Origin of the sequence: Terriglobus sp. TAA 43 (assembly GCF_000800015.1) — a bacterium.
Classification (GTDB): Bacteria; Acidobacteriota; Terriglobia; order Terriglobales; family Acidobacteriaceae; genus Terriglobus.
On record NZ_JUGR01000002.1, the window covers coordinates 544,743 to 569,664 of the forward strand.

The 24,922-nt window shown below is 58.5% G+C and carries 18 protein-coding genes; 6 read left to right on the plus strand and 12 right to left on the minus strand.

Features of this window, described 5'->3' with window-relative positions:
- Nucleotide 1 precedes the first annotated feature (1 nt).
- The 4 genes from M504_RS16915 to M504_RS16930 form a co-directional block, all read right to left on the minus strand.
- Complete coding sequence (locus tag M504_RS16915) at nt 2-3,055, minus strand: TonB-dependent receptor (protein WP_232296337.1); 3,054 nt, start codon at nt 3,053-3,055, stop codon at nt 2-4.
- Nucleotides 3,056-4,219, minus strand: coding sequence for a TIGR03435 family protein (locus M504_RS16920; RefSeq protein WP_047496114.1), 1,164 nt, complete (start codon nt 4,217-4,219; stop codon nt 3,056-3,058).
- Between the two features lie 119 nt (nt 4,220-4,338).
- The gene (locus M504_RS16925) at nt 4,339-5,517 is read right to left on the minus strand and encodes a TIGR03435 family protein (protein ID WP_052200965.1); all 1,179 of its coding nucleotides are present in this window, start codon (nt 5,515-5,517) and stop codon (nt 4,339-4,341) included.
- Nucleotides 5,518-5,866: 349 nt separating this feature from the next.
- Entirely contained in the window at nt 5,867-8,620 is a 2,754-nt protein-coding gene (locus M504_RS16930) for a valine--tRNA ligase (protein ID WP_047496116.1), read from the minus strand.
- A 75-nt stretch (nt 8,621-8,695) separates the two neighbouring features.
- Between M504_RS16930 and M504_RS22150 the strand changes: the two genes are divergently transcribed.
- A complete protein-coding gene (locus M504_RS22150) occupies nt 8,696-9,148 on the plus strand; it encodes a hypothetical protein (RefSeq protein WP_156993942.1) in 453 nt (150 codons plus the stop codon).
- 2 nt (nt 9,149-9,150) lie between these two features.
- On the opposite strand, the gene M504_RS16945 is transcribed toward M504_RS22150, so the two are convergent.
- The 4 genes from M504_RS16945 to M504_RS16960 all read right to left on the minus strand — a co-directional run bounded on the left by M504_RS16945 (nt 9,151) and on the right by M504_RS16960 (nt 13,498).
- The gene (locus tag M504_RS16945) at nt 9,151-10,383 is read right to left on the minus strand and encodes an esterase (RefSeq protein WP_047496123.1); all 1,233 of its coding nucleotides are present in this window, start codon (nt 10,381-10,383) and stop codon (nt 9,151-9,153) included.
- Nucleotides 10,384-10,478: 95 nt separating this feature from the next.
- Nucleotides 10,479-12,287 carry an outer membrane protein assembly factor BamD gene (locus M504_RS16950; RefSeq protein ID WP_047496126.1) on the minus strand — a complete coding sequence of 603 codons (1,809 nt, stop codon included), beginning with the start codon at nt 12,285-12,287 and terminating at the stop codon, nt 10,479-10,481.
- 134 nt (nt 12,288-12,421) lie between these two features.
- On the minus strand, nt 12,422-13,108 hold the full coding sequence (gene rpe / locus M504_RS16955) for a ribulose-phosphate 3-epimerase (RefSeq protein WP_047496129.1): 687 nt from the start codon (nt 13,106-13,108) through the stop codon (nt 12,422-12,424).
- A gap of 75 nt (nt 13,109-13,183) precedes the next feature.
- Nucleotides 13,184-13,498 carry an energy transducer TonB gene (locus tag M504_RS16960; RefSeq protein ID WP_047496132.1) on the minus strand — a complete coding sequence of 105 codons (315 nt, stop codon included), beginning with the start codon at nt 13,496-13,498 and terminating at the stop codon, nt 13,184-13,186.
- 60 nt (nt 13,499-13,558) lie between these two features.
- Here M504_RS16960 and M504_RS16965 point away from each other — a divergent pair, with 60 nt between their 5' ends.
- The gene (locus M504_RS16965; RefSeq protein ID WP_047496135.1) at nt 13,559-14,176 is read left to right on the plus strand and encodes an HAD family phosphatase; all 618 of its coding nucleotides are present in this window, start codon (nt 13,559-13,561) and stop codon (nt 14,174-14,176) included.
- A 6-nt stretch (nt 14,177-14,182) separates the two neighbouring features.
- Here M504_RS16965 and rodA read toward each other — a convergent pair whose 3' ends face one another.
- From rodA to M504_RS16985, 4 genes are all read right to left on the minus strand, one after another.
- Nucleotides 14,183-15,286, minus strand: coding sequence for a rod shape-determining protein RodA (rodA, locus tag M504_RS16970; RefSeq protein WP_047496138.1), 1,104 nt, complete (start codon nt 15,284-15,286; stop codon nt 14,183-14,185).
- A 46-nt stretch (nt 15,287-15,332) separates the two neighbouring features.
- On the minus strand, nt 15,333-17,342 hold the full coding sequence (mrdA, locus tag M504_RS16975) for a penicillin-binding protein 2 (RefSeq protein WP_052200967.1): 2,010 nt from the start codon (nt 17,340-17,342) through the stop codon (nt 15,333-15,335).
- 88 nt (nt 17,343-17,430) lie between these two features.
- Complete coding sequence (gene rpsT, locus M504_RS16980; protein ID WP_047496143.1) at nt 17,431-17,706, minus strand: 30S ribosomal protein S20; 276 nt, start codon at nt 17,704-17,706, stop codon at nt 17,431-17,433.
- Between the two features lie 168 nt (nt 17,707-17,874).
- On the minus strand, nt 17,875-18,198 hold the full coding sequence (locus tag M504_RS16985; RefSeq protein ID WP_047496832.1) for a hypothetical protein: 324 nt from the start codon (nt 18,196-18,198) through the stop codon (nt 17,875-17,877).
- 173 nt (nt 18,199-18,371) lie between these two features.
- On the opposite strand from M504_RS16985, the gene M504_RS16990 reads away from it, so the two are divergent.
- From M504_RS16990 to M504_RS17005, 4 genes are all read left to right on the plus strand, one after another.
- Nucleotides 18,372-21,707: a carboxypeptidase regulatory-like domain-containing protein gene (locus tag M504_RS16990; RefSeq protein ID WP_047496146.1), complete on the plus strand. Its 3,336-nt coding sequence runs from the start codon at nt 18,372-18,374 to the stop codon at nt 21,705-21,707.
- Nucleotides 21,708-21,971: 264 nt separating this feature from the next.
- A complete protein-coding gene (locus M504_RS16995; protein ID WP_047496148.1) occupies nt 21,972-23,003 on the plus strand; it encodes a PhoH family protein in 1,032 nt (343 codons plus the stop codon).
- 78 nt (nt 23,004-23,081) lie between these two features.
- Complete coding sequence (gene ybeY / locus M504_RS17000) at nt 23,082-23,621, plus strand: rRNA maturation RNase YbeY (protein WP_052200968.1); 540 nt, start codon at nt 23,082-23,084, stop codon at nt 23,619-23,621.
- A complete protein-coding gene (locus M504_RS17005) occupies nt 23,618-24,916 on the plus strand; it encodes a hemolysin family protein (protein ID WP_047496151.1) in 1,299 nt (432 codons plus the stop codon). Before ybeY ends, M504_RS17005 begins: the two co-directional genes overlap by 4 nt.
- Nucleotides 24,917-24,922 lie beyond the last annotated feature (6 nt).

Consider the following 24,922-nt stretch of genomic DNA (forward strand, 5'->3'; position numbering starts at 1 on the left):
GTTAGAAGCGAAGCCTCCCGCTGAGTTGGAATTGTCGCATGTCCCTCGCTGCCGCAGGCAGGCCGAAGGTGGTTGCGGGAAGGGTGGTGACCCAGCCCGTGTAGACGACGTGGTTCAGGATATTGGTGCTGTCGACACGGAGTTCGAAGCTGTACGGGTCGCGGAACTTGAAGACACGTGCCAATGAGGTATCCAATGTGACGGAGTTGGGGCCTTCGATGGAGTAGCGACCCGCGTTGCCGAACTGGCCGTTCGACGGCGTTGCGTATGCGGCGGAGTTGAGATGGTAGCCGGTGGGCGCTGCGTAAACATCTGCACCCGTGCGATTCGGGCGAAGGATGTTGGTAAAGCCTGTGCCGGGAATCGTGGACACAACGATGGGCGTTTGTGGCAGGCCGCTGCCCGCAGCGAACTCGGATGCGATGGTCCACTGCTTGAGCAGTTTGCCGCGCCAGCCCGTCATGAGTGTTCCGCCGCCCATGCCCATGCCGCTGGTGTATTGCAGCGTGAACTTCAACAGATGACGCTGATCGAAGGAAGAACGGCTGCGCTCTGCACGGAGGTTCAACCAGTCCTGCGCAACGGATTCAGGCGGCGTGTTGTAAGCCGTGAGAGCCGATGAGACTGCCGTAGCGTTTGTGCCGCCACCGCCGAGGAATGCGGCGTTGTCGATGGAGTGGGCAAAGACGTAATCCAGCGTTGCGGTGAATCCGCTGCGCAGACGACGGCGCAACTGCACTTCACCCGAGTGACGGATGGCGTTGGCGTACGAAGTACGGTAGACGAAGCCACGCGGGCAGGAGGCGCATGTAGCGGTGCCGCCGGGCGCGTAGGTGTTGGGCAGAAATTCCTGCGGCACGTGCGTTCCCTTGGAACCGAGATACGTTCCGGTGAGCACGATGGAGCCGGGCAGGTCCTGCTGCACACTCAGTTTCCATATCTGCGCATAGCCGGTGCGGAAGTTGGGATCGATGGCGAAGGTGTTCGAGGTTGTTCCGGCGCAGTTAATGAAGCCATTCGCCATGGTGAGCGGGCAGGTGGCGCTGCGGGAGACGTTGAGGCTGGTGGACAGCGGCGACTGTTGCGACATGGACTCTGCCGCATTGAGATAGACAGACGTGTCCGCGTAAATACCGTAGCCACCTCGGATAACAAGTGGCTGCGCGGGCAGAGGACGCCATGCGAAAGCAAAGCGCGGCTGGAATTTGCGGAAGTCCGGACGTACAAGCGAAGACGGATAGTGTTCGCCGGTGAGTGGACCAACGGGGCTATAGCCAAGCACGGGCTGGGCATTGGTGAATCCTGGCAGGACGTCGAGATTGACCAGGCGGCCTTTCAACTCGGTATTGGGTGAGCCGTAGTCCCAGCGAATGCCAGTGGTGAGCGTGAGTTCCGGCTTGATGCGCCAGTCGTCCGTGACGAAGAGACCAGTGACGGACTGACGGAAGTACTTGTCCGCGTTGCCGTAAGCGACTCTGCTGGCAGAGGGCACACCGAGGAGGAAATCTGCGAAGTCATTGCCGGATGCGGCGCCGGTGAAGGTGAAGTTGCCGCGCGGGTTGGACTGTGCGAGCTGGTTGAACTGCTGCCGGCGGTAGTCGCCACCGAAAGTGACGGTGTGACGGCGATGCGTCCACGTCGCTTCGACGGAGACGGCATCGGTTCGATTGCGGTCAAAAGCGCTGATGCCGTCGGTAAGCCCGGCGATGCCGCTGGAGAAGCTAAGCGCTGGCGGGCCCCAGTTCGTGGGGTCCTGATTGTTGCCCGTGATGCCTGCGTTGCCGCTGATGTTGACGCGGTTCGCGAAGAACGGCGTGATGTCCGTGCGCAGACGCGAGAAGCGATAGCTGGTATCGACGAACAACTGGTGCGGGAAGCGATGCTGCCAGTGCACGTTGGTGTCGATGCCAAAGGTCTTGGTGGTGTCACGGAACTGGAAGAGATTTGCAGTGTCCGAACGCAGATTGCGGAAGGCAAATCCACCAAAGAACGAATCTCGGCGACCGATGGATTTATCCAGGCGCATTTGCATTGCGTCCGCGTGCGTGCCGTTTACGACCTGTGTCTGGTAGTTGTAACTGGTGTTGCCGGTGATGTTGGGTAACGGATACAGCGCGAGCAGTGCCGCAGCCTGCTGGCTGATGGGCACCGGCCCAACGACGGGAAGACCAGTGGCTGGATTCACGATGGTACCGGCAACGATGCCATTGCGTTGATCCGTTGTGGGTACAAGACCGGGAATGGTGCTGGCGTTGTTATCGCGCGTCCACTGATAGAGGACGAAGAAGTTTGGCCCGTTGTAGAAGAGATGCGGGATGCGGATGGGGCCGCCAATGGCAGCGAGGCCGGTGAACTGCGTGTACGACGGCTTGGGCAGTTGTAGGCCGGTCACGGAGTACTGCTTGGCATCGAAAGGCGATGCACTGAGCTGGAAGCCAGCGCTGCCGGTATATAGCTTCTTGCTGCCGGCGCGACGCGAACCGAAGGCCTGTGCAAGCGAATACTTGCTGGTGGCGGCGTTGTTCTCGCTGCCGTTGATGAGCATGCCGTCGGCACTCTTATCTGGCTCTGCCGAAGCGGCCGAGTCAGATGGCGGTGGCGGCGGAGCCGAGGTATCACCAGCGTCCTTCGCCTTTCCTTTCGCTACGGGCTTTTCCACTGTGGCGGTAACGACCGGCGCAGGCGCGTTGGGCAGCATGGCCTTTGCGGAAGCAAGCACTTCTGCAAGCGGCATCATCTGCAACTCCACCGGCGCAGCAGGCGTTATCTCCGGGATGGTCACGGTCGCGTCGACAGCGCGGAAGCCCTGCATCTCCATGTGGAGGTGCCACTGTCCCGAATCAATCGTTGGGAATTGGAAGATGCCCTGTGCGTCGGTGGTGGCGACGAGCTTCTTGTCGCCCTGCGTGGCCGTGACCGTGACACCGGGCAACGGCAGGCCGTTGGTGAGTACGCGTCCGTGATGCTCTGCGGCAGAGGCCGTCACTGCGGAGAGAAATAGCAGCGCTGCTGCGGAAGGGCGCGCCTTCGATTGAATGGACAATGCTCGGATCAATCAGTTCTCGCTTGGTTTTTCGACGTGGTCGAGGATCATGACATCAACGGCGGTCTTTTCCGCGTCGAGCTTCAAGCCGCTCTGCTGCTGGATAGCAGTGAAGATAGGCGGCGGCGCATCCGGAGATTCGTCCGGCACAATTTTTACATTGAAGACAGCGAACTGCGTTTCGTCGGGCGTCCATGTGAGCGTGCCGTTGTAACGGCCCTGCAATCCTGTGTGGTTCACCACGGGGCGATCAAACACCGCACCCTGGAAGCCGTGGCAGATGTCGTCCATGGTTTGATTGCGCATGATGAGATGACCAAGCTTGGTGAACTGGAAACCGCCACCGCTATGTTCATCACCGTCGGTCTTCGTCATCTTGACGCCGTCTTTTGCGACGGTGAGGACGTAGGCTGACATCTGCTGCTTGCCTTCATGGAACTTCAGGCCGAAGCGTTGCGCCATCAGCTTTTGCAGCATGGCTTTTACCTGCGTTCCGGTGGGAGCACCGGGGACATCTGGCTCACCGGTAACGATGTCGAATTTGTCGGTCTCCATCCATGCGGGACCGCCCACGATCTGCTTCGGGTTCACGTTGTAGGCGAAGGCGATCATGTCGTTGAGCGTGGTGTTAAAGGTCCGGAAGTGACGCGGCGGACCGCCGAAGCCTTTGCCTTTTTCGTCCGGCGGAGCGGGCTTAATCGTAGCGACATCCCACGACGGATTCGCGTCTGCAGCCATGGGCGCTACGGGCTTGGGTGGTTCAGGGATAGCCCATGCTGTGTCCGAAGTAACGCGCACGAGAATCAACGGCAGAGGCTTATCGCCTTGCTTCCACTGGCCGGTGATGGTGGTTCCGTCCGGCGACAGAGTGCCGGTGTATAGGCCATCAATCGCATCGATCTTTAGAACAAGTTGACCGTCCTGAAACGTCGTGCCGTCCACGGGAATGGGGCGTCCGCCCTGGTCAATGCTGAAGAACTGCGTCTTCAACTTGCCGTCTGCATCTTTGCTGATCTTGACGACGGTGCGGAGGTCTTTTTCCGCGTGCAGCGTGCCCTGCCAGGTGTCGTCAATGTTGGTCTTTGCCGCAGCAGCCTGTACGGCGGCGGCACGTAGCCGCGCAGGCGGGAGGCTGACCACACTGAAGGCAAGCAAGGCAAAAGCAAGGGGACGCATGGACGAACTCCTAAAGGTTTAGGTTACAAGGCTGCACAGGGATATACGTAAAGAAAGCCGATCCGTTCCACACTTTCTTTAGATTCCATTGACTCCCTTTCCGGCGGACTGTGAAGGACTTAGTTGTCGCCGGGCTTTTCCACGTGATCGAGGATCATTACATCGACCGCCGTCTTTTCCGCACTAAGCTTTAAGCCCAACTGCTGGTCCATGGCAGGTGTGATGGGCGGAGGCGCGTCCGCCGATTCATCCGGAACGATCTTGACGCCGAAGATCTGGAATTGCGTCTCATCCGGTGTCCACTTGAGTGTGCCGTCAAAACGACCCGGGATGTCCGTATGGTTCACCACGGGGCGATCAAAGACACCGTTCTGCATCCATGAAGCAAAGCCGTCCATGCTGATATTGCGGAAGATCAGACTACCCAGCTTGGGGAAAAAGAACGCTGTGGGATCATGTGGATCGGACTTGCTGGCTGTGAGTTTCGGGCCGCCTTTGGCCACACTGATGACATACGCCGACATTTGTTGCTGGCCTTTGTGGAACTTCAAGCCAAAGCGATCTGCCAACAGCTTGCGCATCATGGAGCGCACCTGATCGTCACTCGGCGCGCCGGGAACATCTGGTTCGCCGGTGGTGATATCGAACTTATCGGACTCCATCCAGGCGGGACCATTGATGATTTGCTTGGTGTTGACCTGGTACGCAAACATCACGAGGTCATTCAGGGTGGTGTTGCCCGTGCGGAAGTGGCGTGGTGGACCACCGAAGCCTTTGCCTCTTTCATCCGGCGGAGCGGGTTTCACCGTGGCGACATCCCAGTTCGGATCGGCATCTGCAGCCATAGGTGGCATAGGCTTGGGCGGCTCCGGAATGGCCCATGCTGTTTCCTTGGTGGCGCGAGTCAGGATGAGCGGCAGAGGCTTGTCGCCCTGCTTCCAATCACCTGTGATGGTGTTGCCATCCGGCGACATCTTTCCGGTGTAGACACCGCCGATCATGTCCACCTTGAGCGTTAGTTCGCCATCGTGAAAGATAGCGTCCGTAACATCGATGGGGCGTGGGTTCTGGTCAATGCTGAAGAACTGCGCCTTGAGCTTGCCGTCTGCCATCTTGCTGATTTTGATGACGGTGCGCAGGTCTCTTCCCACATTGAGAGTTCCCTGCCAGGTGTCCGCAATGTCCGTTTTCGCAACGGCAGTTTGTGCCAATGCTGCTCGAGCAGACACAACCGTACAAGGAGCGGTAGCGAACATAACTGCGATAAAAGCGACGCGGGCACTTACACCAAAGCGCATGAGGCTACTCCCGAAGGAACCAGATTAAAGAGGCTGCACCTAGATATACGCGGCAGCGTGAGTTTGGTTGGGGAAAAATTGCAATCGTTTTCGAAAAATTCAGATGTCGGGTCGATTTTGACTTGTCTCTATCCGGCAACCGGTTTCTTCCTAAAGATTTAGTTGTTGCTTTTCCTCTTTGAACACTTCACGACGAGAACATGGACGGCGATCAAACGTGGCCATCATACCTATGTAGTTTTCTATACGCAATGGAAATTGTTCGGTTAAGTTTTGTAACGATAAAACGGGAATGCCGGACTTATTGTTAAGTCCGGCATTCCATTGGCTTGCTATGTACTTACAGCTTTTACGCGGGTAGCGCTTCGAGTGCGGCCTTTGCCTTGTCGTAGAGCAACTGCGTTTCAGACTGTTGTTTCTTCAGGCCCTCAATGACGTTTGCCGGTGCCTTGGCCATGAAGCCTTCGTTACCCAACTGGCGGTTGGCTGCTTCGAGGCCCTTGGTCAGCTTGGCGATTTCCTTGGTAAGGCGTTCGCGCTCTGCGGGGACGTCGATCTGGCGTTCGTAGACGACCCGCACATCGAAACCCACGCCGGAACGTGCGTCGGTTCCGGTGAGAGTTTCTGATGCGAAGTCGACATCGCTGACACGTGCCAGTTTTGCCAGCATGTCACGATGCGCGTCGGCGAGTGCAAGAGTGCGGTGGTCGCCGTGGATGAGGATGGGAGCAGCTTCTTTTTCAGGAACGCCCAAATCCTTGCGCAGGCCGCGGATGGTGTTGATAAGTTCCTGCAGCGTGCTAATGGCGGAGACTGCGGTGTCGTCTGCCGGGAAGTCGCTGGGCTGCGGGAAGCGTGTGAGTGCGATGCTCTTTGCGTAGGGCTTGCCTTCGTACAGCGCGTGCCACAGTTCTTCTGTGAGGAAGGGCATGAATGGCGACAACAGGCGCAGCGACGCTTCGAAGACGCCGACGAGTCCTGCGAGCGAGATGGCTGTCTCCGGGTTCTGGATAGGCTGTTCGCCTTCCTTTAGTTCCGGGAAATCGAGACGCAGCTTTACGAGTTCGAGATACCAGTCGCAGAACTCGCCCCAGAAGAACTGGTAGACGGCGTTGGAGGCTTCGTCGAAACGATAGTCCTTCAGTGCCTTATCCACTTCAACGGTCACTGCATTGAGGCACGCGAAGATCCAGCGCGTTTCAATGGGCGTGATCTCTGGCAGAGCGCCGACCGGGTTCGCTGCGCCCATGGTCATCTTGTAACCAGCGGCGCGTGCGCGGTCGATCTGCAGGAAGAGGAAGCGTGCAGCGTTCCAGATCTTGTTGGCGAAGGCGCGATAGCCTTCGGTGCGCGCTTCGCTGAATGCGATGTCCGTACCGGGCGATGCCTGCGATGCGAGTGTGAAGCGCACCGCATCAGTACCGAAGCGCTCGATGATCTCAATGGGGTCGATCACGTTGCCCTTGGTCTTGGACATCTTCTGACGATCGGCATCGCGCACGAGTGCGTGGATGTAGACATCGCGGAAGGGCACGGCATCTTTCAGTTCACGCTTGCTGCCGTCGGGCATGGGCACGTCGAGCATAAAGTGTGTGCCCAGCATGATCATGCGGGCGACCCAGAAGAAGAGGATGTCAAAGCCAGTGACGAGAAGATCTGTCGGATAGAACTTCGCGGAGTCTTCCGTTGGTTCCGGCCAGCCAAAGACCGTGAACGGCAGAAGACCGCTGGAGAACCATGTGTCGAGCACGTCAGTTTCCTGCTGCAGTTCTGCGTGATCGCAGGAGCCGCAACGTTCCGGACGTGTGCGTGCAACGCAGGTGGTGCCGCACTGTGGGCAGTGATACGCCGGGATGCGGTGGCCCCACCAGAGCTGACGCGAGATGCACCAGTCATGAATGTTGCGCATCCACTCGAAGTACGTCTTGGCGTACATGGGTGGCGTGAACTTGATGTGGCCTTCTTCGACGGCTGCGATGGCCTTGTCAGCAAGCGGTTGAATCTTGATGAACCACTGCATCGACAAACGCGGCTCAATGACTGCGCCACTGCGCTGCGATGTTGCAATCGCAAGTGTGTGGTCCTTGATTTCGACGAGCAGGCCCTGTGCTTCCAGGTCTTCGAGAATCTTCTTGCGCGCTTCGTAACGATCGAGGCCGTGATAGGGCGAGCCGGGCAGGTCGATGTGCGCGGTCTCGTCCATGATGGTTAACTCAGCTAACTGATGACGCTTGCCGATCTCGTAGTCATTCGGATCGTGCGCAGGCGTTACCTTAACAGCGCCGGTGCCGAATTCAGGCTTGGCCCATTCGTCTGCGAGCAACGGGATTTCACGGCCTACGAGCGGCAGCTTGATGGTCTTACCGAGGAGCGCCTTGTAACGTTCGTCTTCCGGATTCACGACAACAGCAACGTCGCCCAGCATCGTTTCAGGGCGCGTGGTTGCGATGACGATGGAGCCGCTGCCGTCTGCGAAGGGATAGCGGATGTGATAAATCTTGCCGACGGTTTCCTTGTGTTCGACTTCGAGGTCGGACACGGCGGTCTGCTGGATGGGGTCCCAGTTGACGATGTAGCTGCCGCGATAGATGAGGCCCTGTTCATGCAGGCGCACGAAAGCTTCTGTCACCGCGTTGGACAGGTTCTCGTCCATGGTGAAGTATTCGCGTCCCCAGTCGACCGACGCGCCGAGGCGCTTCATCTGTGTGGTGATGGCGCCGCCGTACTGCGACTTCCACTGCCACACGCGATCGAGGAACGCGTCGCGGCCGAGTTCTTTACGGTTGGTGCCTTCGGCCTTGAGCTGCTTTTCAACCATCATCTGCGTGGCGATGCCGGCGTGGTCGGTGCCGGGTACCCAGACGCTTTCTTCGCCCAGCATGCGGTGCCAGCGGGCGAGAATGTCCATCTCCGTCTGGTTGAGCATGTGGCCCATGTGCAGACGGCCCGTGACGTTGGGCGGCGGCAGCAGCATGACGAATGGCTTGCGGCCATCGGAGGGCTGGTTCAGCGGGGTGTCGAAAAGTTTTTCGGCGACCCAGAAGTCCGCCCATTTCTGTTCGATGGCGGCGGGGTCGTAGGCTTTGGGAAGTTCGTTCGGCATAAGAAAAGGAGCGCTGTTGTGCGCTCCTTTCAGGATACCGGGTTCTCAAATGTCGCGCTCGAGTAGGATCTGTAAATGCCAGTAATTCAGGCTCCAAACAGCGAACTCAGCATTGAATTCAGCGAGGAACATCGAAAAGAATTCGGCCCATGCGAATGTTGCGGTGAGAATACAACCCGAGTATGGGGTTACGTTCAATCCCCAGACAGAACTCGAGCAGCTTATTTCGTTGAATGGAACCCGAGCCACAATGGCGAGGCGGTCTTCGATTTCATCTTCGGAGACTGGGGAGAAAACTCCCATCCCAATAACCGACGAGCCGCGACAGTTTTGTTCCGCAATGACCAAGAGGCAGGTCCGGGTTTCATGGTTGGCAATGCATCTGACCGTCCAGTGGCAAAGAGCCCTCTTGTGGGTAAGGCTCTTCACCGTGAAGATGTCATTGGAACCGATGTAGCCCCAGAAATATTTGAATTATGCGATGCCGTGTATCTTTCCGATCCACGGCTCACATTTGTCGCGACTTGAGGTTACCGGAACAACAGCGGTGTGAAGTCGACCAGGTCGTCGCGCCAGACCATCCAGGTGTGCATGCCGGGGGTTTCGCGGACCTGGATGCCATCTGGTTTCTCTGTGCGGATGTTGGCTTTCGCCCACTTGCCGAAGGCGCGGTTGGCGGTAATGAGAGAGTCTTCTGTGCCGCAGCTTTCCCAATACAGCTTCAGCGGCTGCTGCGTTTTGAAGTTGGGAACGATGGCTTCGAAGCCTTTGGCCCATGCCTCTTCATTCGCCGCGCTGCGCCAGCCCTCATTTGCCAGCGCGGGTGAGACGACGGCAGATGAGAATGCGCCCACGTAAGCAAACGTCTCCGGGTGGTTCAGGCCGGTGTAGATGCTGTGGCCGCCGCCCATCGAAAGGCCTGCGATGGCGCGGTGATTGCGGTCTTTCGCGATGTTGTAACGCGCTTCAGCCATGGGGATGACTTCGTGCAGAAGCTGGTCTTCAAAGAGCTGCTGGTTCTTAAAAATCATGCTACCGACGCGGTTCCAGCCCGCGTGGACGATGCTCATGGTGCCGTAACCGAGCGGCATAACAACAACCATTGGCTTGATCTTGCCGTCGTGGAGCAGTGTGTCCATGATGAGGTTCGCCTGGCCTGCCTGCGTCCATCCGTTGGAGTCATCGGAGTAGCCGTGGTTCAGGTAGAGGACGGGATACTTCTCTTTGCGCTTCGGGTCGTAACCTGGCGGTGTGTAGACCCAGATGTTGCGGTAGCCGTCGTCATCGGCATCGGGCGTGACGAGTTTTGAGCGGTAGAAGAGGTGTGTGACTTCGCCATGCGGGATGTCCTGCATCTCCCACGGGAGCGGCGTTGCTCCGGGAATGTGAACGACTGTGGTGGGGCTGATAAGGTTCGGGCGGATGGCAGCGTTGCGCGGGTCGAGTGTGCGCTTGCCATCAATGGCGAAGGTGTAGCCGTAGTAATCGGGTCGCAGCGGGCCTACGGAAGCTTCCCACACACCGTTGTTCTGGTTCTGCTGCATGTCCACGGCTTTGGCCATGCCTTCAACCGTGACCGTGACTTTCTTCGCATTAGGCGCTTCGACACGGAAGGTCACTGTGCCGTCCGTTGCAACGTCAGGCGAGACGATCTGCGGAGGAGCGACCATGCCCTGCGCGGAGGCAGGAGAGGAAGCGGTCTGTGCGTGAGCAAGGGGTAGAACAGCAAAACAAGCGGCGGCGAACAGGCTAATGGGTCGCATGGATTGCAAGTGTAGCGCGTTGCGATAAACCCGTGTAGTGCATGAAAAGAGGCAGCCCGAAGGCTGCCTCTTTCGTTGCGATGACTCGCTGGTGTTTAGAAGGGATTGAGCTTCTTGAGGCCCTTCTTTTTCTTGTTCGTGCTGGAGGACTCTTCGTCCCTGTCGATCCCCGGCTTCACCTTCTTGGGCTTGCCGTTCTTGTCCAGCACAGGAGCCTGACCAGCGGGTGTCTTCTGTCCTGCGACATCATTCACCGCATCGGGAGCCTCGGCAGCCTTCTCCACTGCGGGAAGGTCCGTGTTGTTGCGCGGACCTACACCGGAGATGGTGCCTGCAGGGACGCTGCCTGCTGCCGGAGGTGTGGACGAATTGCCGGTGCTGTCCGTGGCTCCGGGCGAGAGAATCGTCACGCCCGTGCTGCGGCTACCGGTAGAGGTCGGTGTGGCGACGCCCGTTGGGGTATCGGTAAAGCTGCTTCCTGCAGTGGTGGGCGCTGCGTTCTCAGCGGGAATGTCCTGCAACGATGCCGGAGCGCTTCCTGCTCCAGCCGCAGTGGTTCCAGTAGCGGAAGCATCCGCAGCAGGCGCTGCATTGTCCCCAGGAGCATTTGCGCCAACAGCGGGCACGGTTGCCTTGGGATCAAGCGCGGCCTTGTAGGCCTCTTCGCTGCGATGTGCCACTTCCGGTGCAAGCGTTGCCTTGGGATCAGCCAGAGCCGGATCGCCGATGCGGGCGGTCTGCACGGTGTCTGGTCCGCGGAAGATCAGGCCCTTGGCACGGTTGGCCAGGGTGTACGTCTGACGGCTGTCTTCCAGGGCCTGGCTGGCAGCAAGCTGCTCTGGCGTTGGCTCAGGAATGGGCCGGTTCATGGCGTCGAGGCGGTCGCGCGCATCTTCGACGTGGGCCGATGCTGCATACTGTGTGGCCACGCGGGAATATGCAGCGGCAGCCTGATCGTCGTAGGTCCTCAGGAGGCGAGCCTTTGCGTCTTCCGGCAGCTGCAGTGTGCGGATGAAGCGCGACTGTGCCTCATAGGCATCGCCGAGGCTGATGAGTACCTGGTCAATGTGGCTGTAGAGCGGATACGTATCGACCACGGTCTGCAGACGCGCAATGCTGGCGACCCAGTTCTCGTGGCTAGCGTAGAACTCGCCGATGGAGTGTTCGCGCTGAGCGAGCACTTCCTGCACTTCGCGAAGATGCTGCTTTGCCTCCGGAACCAGAGAGGAATCCGGATACTGGGCAAGCATGTTGCGATACTCTTCCTGCGCGTGGATGCCCTTGGTGTAATCGCGGTCGGGGCGGTCCATCTGCTTGAAGTAGATGTCACCGATGCGCATCTGAGCTTCCGCGGCTTCCGGAGCATTCGGGAAGAAGATGATGAAGTCGTGATATTCCGTTTCCGCCTGTGCTAACGCGGCGCTGCCGCCTTCGCGATACCAGCTGTCGGCGAACGCCAACTTCGAGCGCATCTGGTATTCCGAGTCAGGGTAGGTGGAAAGCAGTGTCTGCAGATCGAGACGTGCGACTTCAAAGCGGCCCTTATTGATAGCGACCATCGCCTTGTCATACAGCAGCTTGTCCGGCTGTGAGCTCTTGACGTCGCCCAGCGGATTCACCTTCATCTGCTGCTTGCGGGCCTTCTCGCTCTTGACGGTGTCCTTGGACTGGACGACCTTCTCGTCCTTCTTATCCTGTGTGGACTTACGCGTCTTCTTACCGGAGTTGTTGCTGAGGACAGCGGTGGGCGTCTGGTCGTCGGGTGTGGCAGTGGTGGTTCCCGGAGGAAGCGACTGCTGCGCGCATGCCGAAGCTGCGATACCGCCCATTAAGAGAGCGACCGCAACGCCGCGGCGAATGAAGAAGGAACGCGGCAATGCCGACTTCCCGAAGAGTGAAACCATGCCTGAAACCCCTGGGTCCGGCGGCCGATCTTGCTGCCGGAATAAAGCTCAATTCATTCTAAAGCCCACTGACGAATCACGCGGGCGCCGTTGGGACGGTTTCCCTGTTGGACGAGGAAATCCGCGGGATGTTGCTACACCAGGATTTCACCCGCTGAACGCGCCACGCGGAGGAATTCCTCGGCGTTCCTTGCCGTTTGCTCCTGATTTCCGGGGCCTGCGAAGATTGCGGAACCCGCCACCAGCAGGTCAGCACCGGCTCGAACGACCTCTCCCACGGTATCGACGGCGATACCGCCATCGACTTCAATGCGGAAGTTGAGGTTCATCTCCTCACGCAACGACGCAAGATGCCGCACCTTCTCCACGCAGCGCGGGATGAAGCTCTGGCCGCCAAAGCCGGGATTCACCGTCATGACCAGCACGTGATGCACCATGGGCAGCACTTCAATGAGCGTCTCTACCGGCGTGGCTGGGTTGATGACGACTGCGGGCTGCATGCCGTGTTCGCGGATCTGCGAGAGCGTGCGATGCAGATGGCGGCAAACTTCCTGATGGACGATGATCCAATCCGCACCCGCCTTGGCAAAATCCGGGATGTAGCGATCCGGGTCTTCGATCATGAGGTGGACGTCCAACGGCAGGTTGGTGCAACGGCGTACAGCGGCCACAACGGGTGGTCCGAAGGTGATGTTGGGCACAAAGTGGCCATCCATCACATCTACATGGCAAACGGTGCCACCGGCACGTTCGGCCGTGGCAATGTCCTCACCAAGGTTGGCGAAGTCAGCCGCAAGAATGGAAAACGCAAGGTCGATCATCTACAGCCGAGTTTATCAAGCCTCGGCACTATCCACCGTTGACATCCACAGCGAGGCGGAGGGATCTGCATGCCCTCAGAAGTGGAACTTCAGATCGAAGTTCATGCTCTTTGGTTTGTTGAGGAACTTGCCTGGCTCAAATACCGCGGTCTTCGCTGCGGCTACCGCGGCTTCGACAAGAACAGGGTCGCTGCCCGTTGCTTCCGTCTTACCCACCGTGCCATCTTCAAGGACATCAGCAACAACGGTGATGTCGCCATGTATCCCGTAGCAGGCCGCTCCCTTGCCACAATCGGGCTTCTGGATCTTAAGCAGCTTCGGTGGAGTGATGGGCGAAGGCCGTGGTGTCGCAGATTGAAATAACAGAAGCATCAACACACCGGCAGTCATTCAACCTCCGCAAAGCTGGTCCGCCAACAACATCGATATCATAAGAGCAGGAGAAACGATTTGTCCGGTGAATCACTGGCCCTTCCCTCGGGCAATTTCAAGGCGTACCTGTTCGATTTGGATGGAACGATTGCGGACTCCATGCCCGCACACTTCATAGCGTGGACGGATACGATTCGCGCCCATGGCGGCACGTTTCCGGAAAATCTGTTCTACGAGTGGGCAGGCGTTCCGCCCGTGGGCGTGGTGAAGTTGCTGAACGAACGCTTTGGTTACACCATGGACCCCGAAGCCATCGTTGCCGACAAGGAAGCGCAATATCTGCTGGGCGTGGCGAACATCAAGCCGATCGCCTCAGTCCTGGCACACATCACCGCGCAATACGGAAAGATTCCGCTGGCCGTGGTGTCAGGATCGCCGCGCGAAAACATCGTGAAGACGCTCACCGCACTTGGGATTCTGGATCGCTTCGATGTGCTGGTGGGTGCGGAAGATTACAGCAAAGGCAAGCCCGATCCTGAACCGTTCCTGAAGGCCGCGGAACTTCTGAAGATTGCCCCGGAAGACTGCCTGGTATTTGAAGATGCCGATGCCGGCATCGCCGCAGCGAAGGCCGCGGGAATGCAGTGGGTGCGGGTGCCGGTGGTGTTGTCGGGAGCGGGTTCACCGGCCCTCTAAACTGTTCTAGTTAACAAAGCGGGTCATGCGCACATTCATCACGATGCCCAGTGCAAGGAACGTGAAGATGATGCTGGACCCGCCGTAGCTGAGCAGCGGCAGAGGGATACCAGTGACCGGCATCATTCCCAGGACCATGCCGATGTTGATGGCGATCTGAAAGATCATGACCGCTGCGACGCCCATAACTAGTAGAGTTCCTGGCGGGTCCTTCGCCGTCTGCGCGTTTTGCACGAGGCGGATGAGGATGAGGAAGTAGAGAATCAACACCAGCGCAGCGCCGACAAATCCGTGTTCTTCGCAGAGCGCCGCGAAGATGAAGTCGGTGTAGGGGATGGGAAGGAAGTCGCCCTGGGTCTGCGTTCCCTTGGTTGCACCTTTGCCCCAGATGCCGCCGGAACCCACGGCGATGAGTGATTGCCGTACCTGGTAGCCGCTTCCCTTGGGATCGTTTTCGGGGTGCTGGAAGCTGGTGAGACGCGCCTTCTGATACGGCTTGAGAACCTTGCCGCTTGTCCATATCCCGGCCACCATCACGACGAAGGTAACGATGAGAACGGTGGCCTTTTTCCACGAGATGCCGCCGAAGAACAGACCCGCCACAAGGATGGGCGAGTATGTCATTGTTGTGCCGAGATCGGGCTGCTTGAGCACCAGCAGCATGGGAATGCCGATGAGCGCAAAGGCTTTGCCGATGTCTTTCCAGTCCAGATCATCCTTGCCCGACAGACCCCAGAAATAACGCGCTGCCGCCACAATGAGCACGAGCTTCACCCACTCCGATGGCTGGAAGTGAATGCCGCCGGGAAGGGCAATCCACCGTCGTGCTCCCAGCACTTTTTTGCCCACGACAAGCACGGCGAGCAGCGACGCGATGCTGATACCGTAGGCCCAGTGTGCAATCTCGAGCAAGCGGTGGTAGTCGATCAACGAGACGATGAACATCAATGGCACGGCGATGGCCAAAAAGACCATCTGCTTCGTGTGGAAGCCGTGGAATTTGGTGTGCATTGTGGCGGAGTAGATTTCCAGAACGCTGATGAGGCTCATCAGCATCACGAAGCCGAAGAGCGTCCAGTCAAAGTCACGATAAGCGGAAAAACGGGTCATCTGCGGCTGAGTTCAGTATAAGTGGCACCGACGATCAGGCCAGTCGCTAAGCGGCGGGCTTCTGTTCTTTCGGCTTCAGCGCCACGGGCTGCGAGGAAGGCTTTGCGTTGTCCTTGTCAGCAGGCGCAATCGGCTTCGCGCTGGCGGAAGGTTGTGTGGGCTTGTCGTCCTTCGTGCCAGTGTCCTGATTTGGTGGCTGCGGTAAGGCTGCCTGCACCAACCGCAGGTTTCCGACCTTCTTACGCTGTTTTTCAACGAACGCGTTGACGACCTGCGCGGCTAGCTTGGCCGAGTTGTTGCCCCAGTAGCCATGCTCCCAGAGAACGGCTACGACGATGTCCGGGTTGCGGCGTGGCGTCATGCCGACGAACCACGCGTTGGGCAAGGTGGCCTTGTCTGCGGTTCCCTTCTTGCGTCCGCTAATGACGTCGGCTGTGCCAGTCTTGCCGGCGAAGTCGATGCCTTCCAAATGTGCTTCCGCCGCGGTGCCGATGCTGCTTTGCGTCACGTTCGCCATGGCGTCGGTGATGGCTTCCCAGTTCTCCGGTGTGATGTCGATGCGCTTCTTTCCGGTGCCGGGATAGGTCTCTTCAAGCGCCTGTTGCATCTGGGGATCGATCTGGTCTGCCATGACCGAGTGGGGCCGGATGAAGACGCCACCGGACGCGATGCCGCTGAGTGCGCGTGCCAACTGAATGGGGCTGGCCTGGGTGGCACCCTGACCGATGCCGACCGAGATCGTCTCGCCCGCGTACCACTTGTCGCGCTGAGCTTTCAGCTTCCATTCCGGCGAAGGCATGATGCCGGAGGCCTCGCCGGGGAGATCGACGCCGGTCTTCTGACCGATGCCGACTTCATGACCGTATTTCGCAATCGTGTCGATGCCGAGCTTGTTCGCGAGCGTGTAGTAATACGTGTCGCACGAGTACGGCAGAGCGTTGCGGATGTCTACCGAACCGTGGTGGCGATCGCAGCCAAAGAAGTGGCCAAAGAACGTGGCGCCGCCGTTGCACACGACGCGCAGATCCTGCGCAGCATTCTCCTGCAGGCCTGCGAGAGTCATGATGACTTTGAACGTGGAACCCGGCGCAAGCTGCGCCTGAATGGCCTTGTTCATCAGCGGATGATTCGCGTCTGTGATGATGCCGTTCCAGTACGAACGGGAGAGGCGCACCGCGAACTGGTTCGGGTCGAAGGTGGGTCTTGACACCATTGCAAGGATCTCGCCGGTGTGCGGGTCCATGGCGACGAGGCCGCCATTTTTGCCTTCCATCACCTTTTCCGCGACCATCTGCAGATCCAGATCGATGGTGAGCTTCAGGTCTTTGCCGGGGACGGCGAGTTCTTCGCCCAGCTTGCCGATTTCGCGACCGTGACTGTTCACAATCACATCGCGCGAGCCGTCGGTGCCGCGCAGGATGGCGTCATACGCCTCTTCCACGCCGAATTTTCCTACTACGTCGCCGGGTTCGTAGAAGTCGTACTTGGGATTCTTGAGGTCGTTTTCGCTGATTTCGCCGACGTAGCCGATCAGGTGGGCAGCGAAACCGTCGCGCGGGTACAGCCGGCGCTGTTCTTCCAGGGTTTCCAGCTCCGGTAACTCATTGAAATGAGCGGAGATGAAAGCCTGTTCGTCCGGCGTGATGTCCTGCTTCAGCGGAATGGGCTGGTATTTTGGCGCGTACTGATAGTGGTGCAGGATGTACTGGAGCTGGTCCATGGGCAGGTGCAGCCCCTCGGCGATCAGCGGCAGGTCGGCATCGCGCATCTGTTCGCGCAACAGGAAACAGGTGACGGAGGAGTAGTTGTCGACCAGCAGGCGGCCTTCACGATCGAAAAGACGGCCACGCGGCGCGAGAATCGGAACCTTGCGGACTCGATTGGCCTCTGCCAGCAGGCGATAGTTTTCCGCGCCCAACACCTGCAGTCGCCACAGTCCGGCAAACAACACCAGAAGAATGAACGCGATCACATACTGAGCAGCAGCCAGCTTGCCCGGCGCGATTTTTTCGCCGCGCTGGGAGAAGGTCTGGTTGTTTACGTCAGTTGGAAGCATGCGGAAGCACTCTTATGGACGAGTGTAAAAGCAAAAGGCACGGATAGCATCCGTGCCTTTTGCGAGAGATGAAAACTTTCGTGTGAGCTTAAGCAGCCTTGGTGGCCAGAGCCTTCACGCGAGCGTTGAGGCGGCTCTTGTAGCGCGATGCAGTGTTGTCGTGCAGCACGCCCTTCTGGACGCTCTTGTCCAGGATGGAGACGGTTGCGCGGTACTGTGTCTTCACAGCTTCGACATCACCCTTTACGAGGGCCTCGCGCAGCTGGCGCAGCGAACCGCGCAGCTTGGTCTTGTTGGAGCGATTGACTGCAGTCTTTGCAATGGTCTGCTTGGAGCGCTTCAGGGACGATACGTGATTTGCCATCGAATTCTTTTCTCTTCCGTTTGCCGCTTGTCAGGGCTGAAATCTGGTCGCGCCGTCACCATTTCAGGCCGGCTGCAAGATGGGAGCCTCCACAGCACGGGTCTGCCGCAGTTTCTCCAACCCTTCTACGGTACCGGATTCTGGGCGTTGACGCAAGAGGTTCCCCTCTTATTTCCATAAATAGACCGTCAAGCCACCGGCCACGATCAACGATCCACCCACCACTACCGGCAGGGTGGGCGCGGTGTGCAGCAGGACGTAATTCGTAATCTGGAAGACCACGAACAGAGTCGCGATGTACAAACCCGTAACGGTGGCGAACTCTACCGGGGCCAAATTGAGCGACGTGCCATAAAGCGCCAGCAGCGCCGTCCCAAGCAGATAAAAGCCAATGCGCATGTACGGCCTGGGCGCCGCAATCGCGATCCGGATGACCGCGTCGCCGACCGCTTCAAAGACCGTGGCCATCAGGACGAACAGGAAGACCCTCATATCTTTATGTTCGCATCCGGTTCCGGACTGTTCGAATGACAGAGTTTCAGTTAGCGGAAACTTTGTTACCGAACGAACATTTGGCTCAAATTTCCCCAATAATCCGCGGGTTGTAACAGTACATTCACCCTGCTGTAAACATTGGGCAACGCGCGGAGAGAATCCTCGAAAGCATGAGGCCAGATAAGTTTTTCCATGTCCCCACGCGCATCGCTCTGATTGCGTGTCTTTCCGCTGCAGCCGCTGGAGCACAGACCACCACGGCAAGGCTCACAGGTACCGTTACCGATCCCAGCGGGGCTGCCGTTTCCAATGCGCAGGTAAGCATCCGCAACCTTGGTACCGGTCAAGAGCGCCTGGTGACCACCAACGGCGACGGCCTGTATGTGGCAGTATCCCTGCCACCGGGAACCTATGACGTCCTGATCACGGCTGCCGGCTTCTCAAACAATGAGCAGAAGAACGTGGTTCTGGCCGTGGGCCAGGAAGTGACGAAGAACTTCTCCGTAGGCGTTGCTGGCGCAGAGACGTCTGTCACAGTAAACGCTGGCAGCGTGGTGGATCTGGATACGTCGTCGGCGAAAATCGGCGGCAACGTTCCCGAGCGCGAAATCAAGAACCTTCCGATCAACGGTCGCCAGATTTCGCAGCTGTATCTGTTGACGCCGGGTGCGACCAACACGGGCAGCGGCACCTTTGACAACATGCACTTCTCCGGCCGCGCTGTGGAACAGAACATCATCCGTCTGGACGGCATTGAAGCCACGAGCATCATCGATACGTCTCCGGGCAACCTGAACGGCGAGTTGACCTCGACCTTCCGTCTGCAGCAGTCACTGGAAGCGGTTCAGGAATTCCGCGTTGACTCGTCGAACTACCCTGCGGAACTGGGTACCGGTACGGGCGGCCAGATCAGCTTCGTGACCAAGAGTGGTGGCAACGCTCTTCACGGCAGTTTGTTTGAGTATGTGCGTAACGACTTCTTCGACGCGCGTAACTACTTCAACCGCCGTAACACTGCCAACAACACGCCGAAGTTCCGCCTGAACCAGTTTGGCGGATCGGTTGGCGGCCCCATCATCAAGGACAAGCTGTTCTTCGCGGCGGTCTACGAAGGTCTGCGTCAGGGTTGGGCTGTTCCCTATTCGTCCACGACACTGAGCGCTGCACAGCGTGCACAGGTAACCAACCCGGCACTGCAGCCGCTGCTGGCCGCGTTCCCCGTCGCGAACAACGGTGCATCCGGCCTTATCAGCATTGGCCAGAATCGCATCCAGGAAGACTTCGGCCATATCCGCTTCGACTATCACTTCAACGACCGGTTCAACCTGTATGCGCGCTACAACCGCGATCAGGGCGTATCGTCGCAGGTGCAGGATGCTTCGCTGAGCCGCTTTAACCAGGTAGAAGTACCGCAGAACGCCGTGCTGGCGTTGAACCAGGTGCTGTCGCCGCGCATGTTCAACGAAACCAAGTTCGGCTACAACGGCATCAAGATGCGCGTGAAGGGCGTCGCCGGTCCTACCGGTGGTGTGGATCTCAGCTCTTCGCGTATCGCAATTGCCGGTCTGACCAACGTTGGCGCGCTGATTTCGCTGTCGTCGTCGTTTAACGGCACGGGCGCTCCCTACACGGGCCAGAGCTACTCATACATTGACAACTTCAGCTACGTGATCGGCAACCACAACACGAAGGTTGGTTTTGAGATCCGCCCGCTGTCGCTGTACAACGACCAGATCGGTGGCACCACGTACACCTACAACAGCTTCACGAACTTCGCGAACAACGTACCGGATCAGATTCAGTTCTACGGCACACTGAGCGATAAGAGCCCGTTCACGGGCCTGAGCGGAAACGCACAGGTGAAGCAGGCGTACTACATCGCTTATGCACAGGATGAGTGGAAGATTAAGCCCAACCTGACGCTGAGCTATGGTCTGCGCTACGAGTACTATTCGCCGTTGCATGAAGTGCGCAACAAGAACGTGGTTTTCGACATGGTTGCAGGCACCATCTACCCCAGCTTCAAGGGCGATTGGTACTCCAGCACGCAGAACTTCGGGCCCCGCCTGGGCCTGACCTACGCTCCGGCCAGCCTGCATGACAAGACCGTTCTTCGCCTTGGTGGTGGATGGTACTTCGGCCCCGGACAGACAGAAGATCAGATTCAGCCGGAAGCCAATGACCGCGCGACCCGTACGTTTACCAACACGGGCGGTACGGCGACCAGTGGCAAGGTTTATCCGATCAATCCGCAGACGGACGTCTACGCGAACTACGACATCAACAGCCCGACACTGGGTTATCAGCCGCGCGCCTATGCTCCCACCTACAAGGTGCCGGAGAAGGTGGCCAGCTACACGGCCAGCATTCAGCAGCAGCTGCCGGGCAACATGCAGTTCATGGTTGGCTATGTGGGATCGACGGGACGCAACCTGTTCCTACGCTCCATCACCAACCTGATCACCGGCGTGACGACGAGCCCCACAACGGGTGCGGGTACCGCAATCCGTCAGTTCGGCAACCGTTTTGCGGAAGTCGACTACAAGACCAGCGGCGGTGTGGACCAGTACCACTCGTTGCAGACCTCGCTGCAGCGCCGCTTCTCGAACGGCCTGTCGCTGGGCCTGCAGTACACCTGGGCGAAGGAACTGGGCACGTCGTCGGGTTCGAACGAAGCCACGACTGCGCAGGCGCCTCTGCAGATCTATGGCCAGGCACCTGAATACGGCCGCGGCATCAACGACATCCGCGACACTCTGAACGCAACCGCGCTGTTCGATGTGCCGGTAGGCAAGGGTAAGACGTTCGACCTGGGCAACATCGGTAACACGGTTGTTGGCGGCTGGCAGATTGGCAGCATCGTCAACTTCCGCACGGGCGTGCCGATCGACGTGCTAATCACGCGTCCTGACGTGGCCTACGTGGGCAACGCCGGAACGCCGTATGCTGGCCAGACCTTCGCGAACCCCGTCCTTGTGGGCAACGTGGTGCAGACCACGGCAGTCCAGAACGTGCCGGGCGGCGGTAACAGCCGTAACGTGCGTCGTCCGAACCGCGTACCCGGCGTGAACCCCTACGTTGGCGGACGCGGTGCATATCAGGTGTCCACGGTGGGTCCGCAGTTCCTGAACCCAGCAGCCTTCACCACGCCGGCTGCTGGCAGCTTCGGTAATCAGCGCCGTAACGATGTCACCGGCCCCGGCCTGGTGCAGTTGGATCTGAGCCTCCAGAAGGAATTCGCCTTCACGGAGCGCTTCCGGTTCAAGTTCGTCGCGGATGCTTTCAACATCCTGAACCACCCGAACTTTGCCAACCCCGGCAACATTCGTCTGGCACAGGTGATTCCGTCCGCTGCAACCGGCGGCGCGCAGCCTGGAACACCGTTCGCCCTGTCGGGTGCAAACGGTGCAGGCAGCAACTTCGGAACGCTGTCCTCCACGGTTGGCAACCAGGTCGGTCTGGGAGCACAACGTCAAATCCAGCTCTCAGGACGCCTGAGCTTCTAACAAACCACTACCTCCTCACTATGACGGGCCGAAACCTTCGGGTTTCGGCCCTCTTTTTCCTCGTTTCTTCGCTTGACGATGTTGTTCCGCGGCGCTATTCTCAGCGCAACTTCGACTGATTTGGTGATACTCGCCAATTCGATCTGCTCCACCCGACGCCGCATCTCTGTGGCGCGTGGAAGTCAGTCCGTCGAGGTCTCTCCCGCATCTAATTTCCAGCACGCAAATTCAACGCACAGCAGCCCTATGGAGGCATAGCGCACATTGGCCAAGATCCTGCTCGAAATCACGCCCCATACGGAAGCCCTGTTCGGGCTTCGTGACGAAAACCTGCGGTGGATGGAGAGGGAGCTGGGCGTGTCGATCGACCTTCGATCGAACGGCCTGCTTGTGGAAGGAACGGACGAGCACGTGGCGCTGGTGGAACGCATCTTCAAGGACTTTGAAGCTCTGCGCCGCAGCGGCGTAACGCTGGCCGGACCTGAGCTCCATGCACTGGTAAAGCTTGCGGTGGCTGATCCATCGTCCACACTGAAACAACTTGTGGATAGCGGCCGCCAACGTACAGCCAATGGCGTGAAGCGCATGGTAAATCCGCGTTCTGCCAATCAGAAGAAGTACGTCGAGGCCATTGAACAAAACGACATGACCTTTGGCATTGGCCCTGCCGGTACGGGTAAAACGTATCTCGCTGTTGCGATGGCGGCAAGCGCGTTGATGGCGAAGAAAGTCGAACGCATCGTACTGGTGCGTCCTGCAGTGGAAGCAGGCGAACGGTTAGGTTTCTTACCCGGTTCGTTGCAGGAAAAAGTCGACCCGTACCTGCGTCCGCTGTACGACGCGCTCTACGACTTGCTGGAAAAAGAGCGCGTGGACAAGATGCTGGAGAAGGGCATCATTGAAGTAGCTCCGCTAGCCTTCATGCGCGGTCGTACGCTGTCCAACGCGTTCATCATCATGGACGAGGCGCAGAACACCACCAACGAACAGATGAAGATGTTCGTAACGCGTCTGGGCATGAACAGCAAGGCTGTCATCACGGGCGACCTGACGCAGATTGACTTGCCGAATCCGAAACGCAGCGGTCTGCTGGAAGCTCTAGGCGTGCTGGAAGGCGTGGAGGGCGTAGGCTTCTGTCACTTCGAAGACAAGGATGTGGTGCGCCACAACCTTGTGCAGCGCATTGTTCGCGCATACGAAACACATCAGCGTGAGCAGCAGCTTTCGCTTGGCCTGGAAGGCGGCATCGACGTTCCGGCAACAGAAACGAAGCCGACCGTACGCAAGACGCAATAACTTTGCATCAGAACAGGTAGCATAAACAGGAGAGGGACTTCCCTCTCCTGTTTCTTTTCTCTAGGTACGCGAGGCGCATTGATCGTTACAGAACCTCCGAGTCGAACTGATGGCAAACAACCTTCGCTGCAGAAGGCGACACTTTCACGTTTCCTGAAACGTGCACAAAAAGCCGCCGAACTGGATGGCGAAGTGACTGTACTGCTGGCGGACGATGCGCGATTGAAAGAGTTAAATCGCAGCTTCCGCCACAAGAACAAACCCACTGACGTTTTGAGCTTCCCCGCCTTTGAAAATGAAGAAGGCTACGCTGGCGATCTCGCGATCTCGCTGGAGACGGCGAAGCGGCAGGCCGACGAACATGGCCATTCGCTGGAAGATGAACTGCGGACGCTGATGCTGCATGGCGTTCTGCATCTTGCCGGATACGACCACGAAACCGATAAGGGCGAGATGCGCGCGCTTGAAGCTGAATTGCGCGAGAAGTTGAAACTGCCCACGGGATTGATTGAACGCACGCTGTCTGCTCCGAAGAAACGCACCGCAGCAAAAGCGAAGAAGACAACGGCGAAGAAGGCTGCACCAAAGAAGAGCCCAGCGAAGAGGACGTGGCGATGAGCCCACTTCTTTTCACGCTTTCCATCCTGCTTTTGCTGACGGTGCTTACGCTGTCGTCGTACGCGGATCGCGTGTACAGCGAGATGGGCAAGTTCCTTGCGCGCGAATACCAGGAAAATCTGGATGCATGGACGGAACGAATTGAACCGCGGTTGGGGCTTTCGCGTGATTCGGTTGCACTCTCCGCTTCCATTCTTCGACAGGGTTCGCTGGCTCTGCTTGCGCTGATTCTTGGTGTGCATCGCGCGCGCGTGGGTGGAGGATGGCCTGCGTATGCAGAGACAGTGGCAGAGCTTGCGCTGATCATCATCGTGTTTGATCGCATGTTGCCGCAAGTATTGTTTGCGCGCACGCGTGGCGAATGGGTTTCTACTGCGCGCATTCCGTTGCAGGTGCTGTTCTACCTGATCCTGCCATTGACGCTGACGCTGGGGCTCCTGGAGTCCATCGTTGCACTGGCAGAACCGGATAACGAGGAAGAGGAAGACCATCCCGACGAAGGCGTGGATGCGCTGCTGGAAGCAGGTGAGGAAGAAGGCATCCTGGAGGAGAGCGACCGCGCGCTGGTGCGCAGTGTGGTGGAGTTTGGTGACCTGGTCGTACGCGAAGTGATGACGCCGCGACCGGAGATGTTCACCGTCCCGGACACCATGACGCTGGCAGAGTTCACCGCTGTGCTGAATGAAAATGCATTCTCGCGCGTGCCGGTCTACCGCGACACCGTCGATGAGATTACTGGCATTGCCTTTGCGCATGACCTGTTGCAGATCACCGACGTGGATGCGAACACCCGCACGGTGCGAGATATGCAGCGGCCTGCCGCGTTTGTGCCTGAGCCGAAGAAAGTCAACGAGCTGTTGCGCGAGATGCAGAGCGAGAAACAGCACATGCGCATTGTGATTGATGAATACGGCTCAGTCGCTGGCCTGGTGACCATTGAAGACCTGATTGAAGCTATCGTGGGCAACATTGAAGACGAGCACGATGAAGATGCCGAGGTGCTGGAGGACGAAGACGGCTCATGGATTGTGCCCGGCAACATGGATGTTGCAAAGCTTCGCGATCTGCTGCAGAAAGATGCCGAGGAAGACGAACGCGAGCCACTTCGCCTGCGCACCGATTTGGAAGCCAGCACCGTGGGCGGCCTTGTTTCGGAGCTGGCCGGACACATTCCGCATCCGGGTGAAGTGGTGGAAGAGGATGGCTTGCGGCTGGAGGTGGTCAATGCGACATCGCGGCTGGTGAAGCGCGTACGTGTAAGCCTGCTGCCTCCTGACGACCCCACCGAAAACTAGAGCGCG